Source organism: Streptomyces sp. MB09-02B (assembly GCF_033794485.1).
Lineage (GTDB): Bacteria > Actinomycetota > Actinomycetes > Streptomycetales > Streptomycetaceae > Streptomyces.
Map to the genome: position 1 here is coordinate 1 of NZ_JARGEE010000363.1, position 9,258 is coordinate 9,258.

Annotated in this window: 6 protein-coding genes; 5 read left to right on the forward strand and 1 reads right to left on the reverse strand. The window is 71.1% G+C overall.

Going from position 1 to position 9,258, the window contains the following annotated elements; translation table 11 throughout:
- Positions 1–94: 94 nt before the first annotated feature.
- The gene (locus P1P70_RS34480; RefSeq protein WP_319244882.1) at positions 95–1,753 is read right to left on the reverse strand and encodes a fatty acid--CoA ligase family protein; all 1,659 of its coding nucleotides are present in this window, start codon (positions 1,751–1,753) and stop codon (positions 95–97) included.
- Positions 1,754–1,927: 174 nt separating this feature from the next.
- Here P1P70_RS34480 and P1P70_RS34485 point away from each other — a divergent pair, with 174 nt between their 5' ends.
- The 5 genes from P1P70_RS34485 to P1P70_RS34505 form a co-directional block, all read left to right on the forward strand.
- Positions 1,928–3,076, forward strand: coding sequence for a lipid-transfer protein (locus P1P70_RS34485; RefSeq protein WP_319244872.1), 1,149 nt, complete (start codon positions 1,928–1,930; stop codon positions 3,074–3,076).
- A 27-nt stretch (positions 3,077–3,103) separates the two neighbouring features.
- A complete protein-coding gene (locus tag P1P70_RS34490; protein WP_319244874.1) occupies positions 3,104–3,520 on the forward strand; it encodes an OB-fold domain-containing protein in 417 nt (138 codons plus the stop codon).
- Positions 3,517–4,296 carry an enoyl-CoA hydratase/isomerase family protein gene (locus P1P70_RS34495; protein WP_319244876.1) on the forward strand — a complete coding sequence of 260 codons (780 nt, stop codon included), beginning with the start codon at positions 3,517–3,519 and terminating at the stop codon, positions 4,294–4,296. The genes P1P70_RS34490 and P1P70_RS34495 overlap by 4 nt, the downstream gene beginning before the upstream one ends.
- Before the next feature lie 221 nt (positions 4,297–4,517).
- On the forward strand, positions 4,518–8,927 hold the full coding sequence (locus tag P1P70_RS34500; RefSeq protein ID WP_319244878.1) for a LamG-like jellyroll fold domain-containing protein: 4,410 nt from the start codon (positions 4,518–4,520) through the stop codon (positions 8,925–8,927).
- Positions 8,928–9,057: 130 nt separating this feature from the next.
- On the forward strand, positions 9,058–9,258 hold a 201-nt coding region (locus P1P70_RS34505), incomplete at its 3' end, for a hypothetical protein (protein ID WP_319244880.1).

Below are 9,258 nucleotides of genomic sequence, written 5' to 3' on the forward strand. Positions count from 1 at the left end.
CCCCCTCCCTCCCGCTTCCCCCCCCCCCCCCCCCCCCCCGGCCGCCCGCCCCCCCCCGCAGGCACTCCGCCCCGCCGCACGGCCCTCGGGTGCTTCAGAAGGGCGCCGGCGCCCCCCGCAACTCCCCCTTCACCACCTTCCCGCCGGCGTTGCGCGGTAGTTCGGCCACGAAGTCGACCGTTCTCGGGACCTTGTAGTTGGCCATCTCCCGGCGGGACCAGGCGATGAGGTCGTCCGCGGTCACCAGGGATCCGGGGCGGCGTACGACGAACGCCTTGCCGACCTCGCCGAGGCGGGCGTCGGGGACGCCGACGACCGCCACGTCCGCGATGTCCGGGTGGAGGCCGAGGAGTTGCTCGATCTCGGCGGGATACGCGTTGAAGCCGCCGACGATGAACATGTCCTTGACCCGGTCGGTGATCCGGAGGTTGCCGTCCTCGTCCAGGACGCCGATGTCACCGGTGCGCAGCCAGCCGTCGGCGGTGACCGTGCGCGCGGTCTCGGCGGGATCCTCGAAGTAGCCGCGCATGACGTTGAAGCCGTGGACGAGGACCTCTCCGGGGGAGCCGGGCGGCAGAGGGGCGCCCAGCGGATCGACGACCCGCACCTCCGCCCCCGGGACCGCCCGCCCCGACGTCGACGCGATCACCGACGGCTCGTCGCCGCGCCGGCACATCGTGACGATGCCGGACGCCTCGGACAGGCCGTACGCCGTCAGTACGGTGTCCACGCGCAGCTCGGTCCGCAGCCGTTCGACGAGCCGCAGCGGCACCACCGCCGCGCCCGTCACCACCAGGCGCAGGGCGCTCAGGTCGTAGTCGTCGCGGGCGGGGTGGTCCAGGAGGGACTGGTGGAGGGTCGGCGGGCCGGGCAGCACCGAGACCCGCTCGGCGGCCACGTTGGCCATCGCCGTCTCCACGTTGAACACCGGCTGGGGGATCATCGTCGCGCCCCGCATGAGGCAGGCGATCACCCCGGCCTTGTAGCCGAAGGTGTGGAAGAACGGGTTCACGATGAGATAGCGGTCGCCCTGCCGGAGTCCGGCCAGTGCGCTCCACACCTCGTACGCCCGCAGGGTCTGCGCGTGAGTGATCACCGCGCCCTTGGGGCGGCCGGTCGTCCCGGACGTGAAGATGATGTCGGAGGGGGAGTCGCCCGTCAGTCCGGCCGACCGCGCCCGCACCTCCTCGGCCGTGACGCCGTCGCCGCTCGCGAGGAAGTCCTTCCAGGTGCGGAAGTCGGCGGGGGCGTCGTCCGAGAGCACCACCACCTGTTCCAGGTGCGGGAGGCCGGGTAGCGGTCCCGGGCGCTCGCACACGTGCCCGGCGCCCGGCGCCCGCAGCCGCCCCCCGTCCGCCCCCGCCGCGCGCCGGAGCGAGGCCACGTACGAGGTCCCGAGGAACGTCCCGGTGACGAACAGCAGCTTCGCCCGGCTGCGCGCCAGCACGTCCGCCGCCTCACCGCCCTTGAAGCGGGTGTTCAGCGGGACGAGGACCGCGCCCGCCGAGACCGCGCCGAGCGCGGAGACGATCCAGTCGAGGGAGTTCGGTGCCCAGAGGGCGACCCGGTCGCCGATCCGCACCCCGTTCGCGACGCACGCGGCCGCCGCGCGCTCCACGCGGGCGCCCAGCTCCGCGTACGACACCCGGGTCCGCCCGTCGACGACGGCCTCGACGCCGGCGAACCGCCGGGCCGCCGCGCGGACCAGCCCCGGGACGGTCCCCCACTCCAGATCACCGCGCCGCCCCTCCATGTCACCGCTCACCGCAGGCCTCCGTACCCGAGAACCAGTGTTCAAGAGCCCGATCGTCAGCACCGAACCCGTAGCTGACTACCCGTCAGATTAGCGGTACCCTGACGCACTGTCAGCAGCCGAACAGCCCCTGTGCGGAGGTGCGCTCCGCCACCCTGTGCGGAGGTGTGCCTCATGGCCGTGCTCAAGGACGCGACGGCGATCGTCGGCATCGGCCAGACCTCCTTCGCCAGACAACTCCCGGAAAGCGAACGGGCGTTGGCGTGCAGGGCGATCCTCGCCGCCCTCGACGACGCCGGGATCGCACCGGACGAGGTCGACGCGCTCGCCTCGTACACCATGGAGGAGACGGACGAGGTCGAGGTGGCGAAGGCGCTGGGCCTCGGCGACCTCACCTTCTTCAGCAAGGTCGGCTACGGCGGCGGCGGTTCGTGCGCCACGGTCGCGCATCTCGCCGCCGCGATCGCCACCGGCCAGGCCACGGTCGGGGTCGCCTGGCGGTCCCGCAAACGCGGCTCCGGCCCGCGCCCGTGGAAGAACACCACGGTCCAACTCCCCACCCCGGCCCAGTGGACCCGCCCCTACGGCCTGCTCCGTCCCGCCGACGAGATAGCCATGCTGGCCCGCCGCCACATGCACGAGTACGGCACCACCCGCGACCACCTCTTCAACGTGGCCCTCGCCTGCCGCAACCGCGCCAACCAGAACCCGGCCGCGATCATGTACGAGCGCCCGCTGACCCGCGAGATGTACATGAACTCCCGCTGGATCAGCGAACCCCTGTGCCTCTTCGACAACTGCCTGGAGACGGACGGGGCGCTGGCGTGCGTGGTGGTCTCCGCCGAGCGCGCCCGCGACTGCCGCCGTACCCCCGTCTACGTCCACTCCGCCGCCCAGGGCCTGCCCGCCCAGCACCACGGCATGGTCAACTACTGGAACGACGACCCGCTGACCGGCCCCGCCTGGACCGCCGCCCGGCACCTCTGGAAGCACGCGGACCTCACCCCGGACGACATCGACGTCGCCCAGATCTACGACGCGTTCACCGCCCTGATCCCCCTGTCCCTGGAGGGGTACGGGTTCTGCGCGCGCGGCGAGGGCGGCGCGTTCACCGAGGGCGGCGCCCTGGAGACGGGCGGCCGGCTCCCCCTCAACACCTCCGGGGGCGGCCTCAGCGAGGCCTATGTGCACGGCTTCAACCTGATCAACGAGGGTGTCCGGCAACTGCGCGGCACGAGCACCGCCCAGGTCCCGGACGCGGCGACCTGTCTGGTGACGGCGGGCGAGGGGGTACCGACCTCGGCGCTTCTGCTCCGCAACTGAACAAGCCATCGGCCGACGGGAGTTGTGATGCTCACACCAGTGGTGGACGACGACGGTGCCCCCTTCTGGGGCTATGCCGCGCAGGGCGAACTGCGGATCCAGGCCTGTGCCGACTGCGGCGAACCCCGCTTCCCGCCCCGCCCCTGCTGCCCGCACTGCCGCTCCTTCGCGGCCGAGTGGCGCCGGGTCACGGGCCGGGGCCGCATCTGGTCGTACGTCCGCCCGCACCCGCCCCTCCTCCCCGACTACGCCGAGCAGGCCCCGTACCACGTCGTCCTGGTCGAACTGGCCGACGCACCGCGCATCCGCCTCGTCGGCAACCTGGTGAGCGGGCCGGACGCCCGACTGGACTCGGTACCGGCCGAACGGATCCGGATCGGGGCCAAGGTGCAGGTGGTGTTCACGTCCACCGGCCTCCCCCAATGGGTACTGGAGCGCCCGTGACCCTGCGTACGACGACGGACAAGGCCACGGGCGTGGCGGTGCTGACCCTGGACCGCCCTGAGAGACTCAACGCGATCGACCTGCCGACGGCGGAACAACTCCGCCTGTTCTGGCGGGAACTGCGGTTCGACGACACGGTACGGGCGGTCGTCGTGACCGGCGCCGGCGAGCGCGCCTTCTGCACGGGCCTGGACCGGGACGCGGCGGACGCCGTCCCGCAGCCGAACTCCCCCTACGCGATCGAGGATCCCCTCCTCAGGATCGGCCCGAAGTCCAACGACTGCTGGAAACCCCTGATCGCCGCCGTGAACGGCATGGCCTGCGGCGGGGCCTTCTACCTCCTGGGCGAGTCGGAGTTCCTCGTCGCCGACCCCTCCGCCACCTTCTTCGACCCCCACACCACCTACGGCATGGTCAGCGCCTTCGAGTCGGTCCTGATGGCCCAGCGCATGCCGTACGGGGAGGCCGCGCGCATGGCTCTGCTGGGCACCGCCGAGCGGATGTCGGCACGGCGGGCGCATGAGGTGGGGCTGGTGTCGGAGGTGACGGAACCCGGCGGCGCGGTCGCGGCGGCCGTGCGGTGCGCGGAGATCGTCGCCGGGTATCCGCCGGAGGCCGTCGAGGGCACGGTCCGCGCCTGCTGGGCGGCCCGGGAGGCAACGCGGGCGCACGCCCTCGCGCTTGCCCCCCAGCTGATTTCGCTCGGCAACCAACCGGCCGAACGGCAAGGGAAGTTGTACGCCGAGCGGCGGCGGGGCGGATTCCGGTTGCGATGAGGAGAGACACTCCCAATCACGGGCAATTCGCGGACCAAACGTGAAGTGTTTCACACATTGACTTCACTTGATTGCGGAGACTCCGGAGTTTTGTCCCCATGTGAGTCTCTGGTTAAGAGGCCGGAGATGCTCGTATGTTGCGGCCTGATCGTGTGTGCGACCGACCACTTGATCGCACATTTCCAGGCATAGCTCAACGCCGTTCGGCGGGGGACAAACAGATGAATACGTACGGGGGAAGACGTCGGCTGCGCGCAGCCGGCGCGGTGCTCGCCGCGGCCATGGCGCTGGTGGCGGGTACTTCTGATGGCGCCATGGCAGTGGTCGGCGGTACCGCCGGAACCTCGGCCGTCGACGCCGCCGAGGCCGCCGGAACCGCCGGTGCGGACGGGACGGCCGACGGCACCGGGGAAGACGGAGTAGGCGAGGACACCAGGGCGCTGGCCAGGGCCAAGCGCACGGGCAAGCTGGTGGAGATCACCTCGCTGCGCGGTGAGAGCAGCGAGGTGTTCGCCACTCCGCAGGGCCGCTTGGAGGCCCGGGAGCATCTGCGTCCGGTGCGGACGCGGGTGGACGGCGAGTGGCGGGACATCGACACCACGCTCACGCGCGCCGCCGACGGAGCGGTCGCGCCCAAGGCCACCACCGTCGGGCTGTCGTTCTCGGGCGGCGGTTCGGACCCGCTGGTGCGGATGACGAAGAACGGTCGCGAACTGGCCTTGTCCTGGCCGGAGAAGCTGCCCGCCCCGGAGCTGAGCGGGAACACCGTCACCTACCCGGACGTGCTGCCCGACGTGGATCTGCGGATGACGGCGCAGCAGGACGGCTTCACCCAGCTCCTGGTCGTCAAGTCGGCGGAGGCCGCGGAGAGTTCCGAGCTGAACGAGCTCCGCCTGAAGCTGGACGCCGACGGCATGCGGGTCGAGGAGACCGACGACGGCGGCCTGGCGGCGATCGACGAGGGTGCCGGGAGCGCGGTCTTCGAGGCCCCCCGCCCGGTGATGTGGGACTCCAGCGACCAGGCGTCCGACACCACGGAACAGTCGGCGACGCAGTCCGCCGCCGGGGCCCCTTCGAAGGCGTCGTCGGTCTCCGGTCCGCGCTCCACGACCGCGACCACCGCGACCACCGGCACGACCTCCGTCACCGCTGCCGCCGTCACCGCTGCCGCCGACGACGGCGGGAACACCCCCGAGGCCGTCGCCGCCGAGTCCGCGAACATGGCCCCCGTCGGAGTGGACGTCCCCGCCACGCAGGACGCGTTGGTGCTGACGCCCGACACGGACGTACTGCGGGGCGAGGACACGGTGTACCCCGTGTTCATCGACCCCCAGTGGTACTCCCCGAAGGCCTCCGCGTGGACGATGGCCTCCAAGTACTGGGCGTCGTCGCCGCAGTGGAAGTTCAACGGCGATTCGGACGCGGGCCTCGGGTACTGCAACTGGGCCTACTGCGCCCCGCACGACACCAAGCGGCTCTTCTACCGCATCCCGACCTCGAAGTTCGCGGGCCGGACCGTGCTCCAGGCGGAGTTCGTGGTCCGCAACACCTGGTCGGCGTCCTGCTCCGACCGGAGCGTGGAGCTGTGGCGCACCAAGGACATCTCCTCGTCGACGACCTGGAACTCCCAGAACGCGTCCGGCTTCTGGATCGACCACCTCAGGACGGCCTCCTTCGCCTACGGGTTCACCGGCTGTGCCGCGAAGGACGCCGAGTTCGACGTGAAGTCCGCGATCCAGCTGGCGGCGGACAAGAAGTGGTCGACGATGACCTTCGGCCTGCGGGCGGGCAGCGAGTCCGACGCCTACGGCTGGAAGCGGTTCTCGGACGACGCCTTCCTGCGGGTGCAGTACAACCGGCCGCCGCCGCAGGTGAAGATGTCGCAGCTGGTCATGGAGTACGGCGGTTCGTGCAAGAAGCCCGAGAACGCCGCGCGCGTGCGCACCCTGGGCAAGATCTACGCGAACGACATCACCGACCCCGACGGTGACACCGTCAAGGTCGAGTTCGCGGCGAGCTGGGACACCGGTGACGGCAAGGGCTCGGTGACCCGCTGGAGGTCGGGGCTGACGGGGGCGAAGAAGTCCGGCTCGGACTTCTCGATCACCCTGCCGTCCACCCTCCCCAAGAACAAGACGATCAACTGGTACGTCCGTTCCAACGACGGGGCCCAGTCCTCGCCCTGGTCGTACACGGGTGACGCGACCTCCTGCTACTTCGTGTACGACACGAGCGTGCCGAAGGCCCCGACGATCTCCTCCGGCATCTACCCGGCGTCCAACCCGGAGGACCCCGAGGACCCCTGGTACGACGGAGTGGGCCAGTACGGCAACTTCGTGATCACCGGGGCCGTCTCCGACGTGACGAAGTACTGGTACGGCATCAACGGCGACCCGGTCTCCGCCAACACGGTTCCCACCTCGGGCGGCGCGGCCAAGACCGTCCCGGTACTGCCGCTCAAGCCGGGCCTCAACACCTTCACCGCCCGTTCCTTCGACGCCGCCGGCAACGGCTCCGAGATCCGCACCTACCAGTTCCGTGTGAAGGCGGGACAGCTGGAGCGCGCCAACTGGTCGATGGACGAGGCGTCCGGCGCGACCCAGGCGGCGGGCGGCGCGCCCGAGCAGACCGCGCCCCTGTCCGGCGGACCGACGCCGAACGTGGAGGGCAAGATCGGCACGGCGGTGCAGTTCGACGGTGTCGACGACTACGCCGCCACCGACGTCGCCACCATCAACACCGATGTGAGCTTCTCGGTGTCGGCCTGGGTGAAGCTGTCGGCGATGCCCGCGAACGGGGCGGTGGTCGCCTCTCAGCGGGGCAACAACGCGCCGGGCTTCGAGCTGTACTACTCCAAGGGCTATGACCGCTGGGTGTTCAACCAGTACAGCTCGGACAGCACCAGCGCCACTCCCGTCCGGGCCATGCAGCCCGCCGCGGGCGGGGCCAAGGCCGGGGAGTGGACGCATCTGGTCGGTGTCTACGCCGCCGGTGAGAAGCAGCTGAAGCTGTTCGTCAACGGCACACTGGCCGGGTCCACGGCCTACAGCACGGCGTGGAACGCCCGTCGCGGCATGATGATCGGCGGCAGTCACCTGAACGGCGCGGTGACCTCGTTCTTCCCCGGGACCATCGACGAGGTGAAGACCTTCGAGAAGCCGCTGTCGGCGGCCGAGGTGTCGACCCTCTACGGCTCGAACTCGATCGGCGCGGGCCGTCCGGCCCGAGCGGTCTTCCACATGGACGACGCGGCCGACGCGACCGCGCTGAGCGGCCGGGCCGACGTGAACCCGGCGGTCCTCAAGGGCGGCGCCGCGACAGGCTCCGCAGGGGTGGACGGCAACGCCCTCACCCTGGACGGAACCGACGACTACGCCATCACGAGCGGCCCGCACATCAACACGTCGTACAGCTACGCCGTCTCGGCCTGGGTGAAGCTGCCGAAGACCAAGCCGAACCACGCCGCCACGGTCGCCTCGCAGATCGGCACCACGGTGACGGGCCCGGAGCTCTACTACTCCAGTGCCTACGACCGCTGGGTGTTCAACCAGCACAGCGCCGACACCGGCGACTCCACGGTGGTGCGGGCCATGCAGCCCGAGGGCACCACGGCGTACGGCGGTGAGTGGACGCACCTCGTCGGTGTGCAGGACACCGTGGCCGACAAGCTCTCGCTGTACGTCAACGGAACCCTGGCCGGCACCACCGCGACCACCACCACCTGGTACGCCGGGGGCGCGGTGCAGATCGGCGCCAGCGCTTTCGAGCGCACTCCCACCTCGTTCTTCCCCGGTCAGATCGACGACGTTCGGCTCTTCGACCGTCCGGTGTCCGCCGGTGAGGTGCAGCAGCTGTTCAAGCAGCGCGCGGTGGTCAAGGGCCGCTGGAAGTTCGAGACGGCCGCCGGCACCCCGCTGACCTCGCCGGACGCCTCGTCGTCGGCCAACGCCATGACCCTCCACAACGGCGCTCAGACGGGCTCGGGCTGGGTCGACGGCGCGGTCACCCTCGACGGCACCAACGACTACGCGGCAGCCCCCGTGGTGCCGGTCGACACCGGTGCCAGCTTCACCGTCAGTGCCTATGTCCAGGCGGCCGCGACACCGACCGGTCCGGTCACCGTCGTCAGCGCTCCGGGAGCCAGGAAGAGCGCGTTCGCGGTGCGGTACGAACCCAGCGCCACCCCGGACACCGATCCCGGCCGCTGGCGGATCGCCACGGCCGACTCCGACAGCGACACCGCCGCGGTCTCCGACGTCGGCAACGGCATGTTCTACAGCCCCACCGACTGGAACCACCTGGCCCTCGTCTACGACGGCTTCTCCAAGGAGGTGCGCCTCTACGTCAACGGCGAACTCCAGGAGACGGCCTGCGCCGACACCGACGAGGACGGGGTGCAGGACGACGCGGGCTGTGCCGACACCGTCTCGTGGGCCGACGACGTGCTGACGTACAAGGCCGCGAAGACGCTGCAGCTCGGCCGGGACACGACGGGCACGACGTCCGGCCAGTACTTCCCCGGTTCGCTCTCCGACGTCTGGGTCTTCCAGGGCGCGCTGACCGAGACCCAGATCGACCACCTCGCCGTCGGCATGCCGGGCGTGGAGACCGCCGTTCCCAGCGGCGACTGACCGGTTCGGCCAGGGGGCCTGGGCCGACCGCCGTACGCGGTCGGCCCCGGCCTGGCCCGGTGTGCCCCACTCCGCCGTGCGCGGCTCCCCGCTGCCCGCGGAGTACTCAACGGGAGGAAAACCACAAGCGATGAAGACCGGACCACGCCGGAGAACGCGCCGGCCCTGGCGCCTGGTGGCCACGGCCACGGCCGCCGTACTGACCGCGACACTGATACAGGCATCGGGTGTGCCCGCCGTCGCCCAGGCGGCCTGGCGCAAGCCCGCCCTGCCGCAGGCCGAGGACCCCGTCGCCGGAGGACCGGCCGGCAAGGCCGTGCCCCGCACGCTC

Bases quoted from the DNA above. Each gene is read 5' to 3' on its own strand.
- P1P70_RS34485 (WP_319244872.1), top strand. From the start codon at position 1,928: ATGGCCGTGCTCAAGGACGCGACGGCGATCGTCGGCATCGGCCAGACC.
- P1P70_RS34500 (WP_319244878.1), top strand. From the start codon at position 4,518: ATGAATACGTACGGGGGAAGACGTCGGCTGCGCGCAGCCGGCGCGGTG.
- P1P70_RS34490 (WP_319244874.1), top strand. From the start codon at position 3,104: ATGCTCACACCAGTGGTGGACGACGACGGTGCCCCCTTCTGGGGCTAT.
- P1P70_RS34480 (WP_319244882.1), bottom strand. From the start codon at position 1,753: ATGGAGGGGCGGCGCGGTGATCTGGAGTGGGGGACCGTCCCGGGGCTG.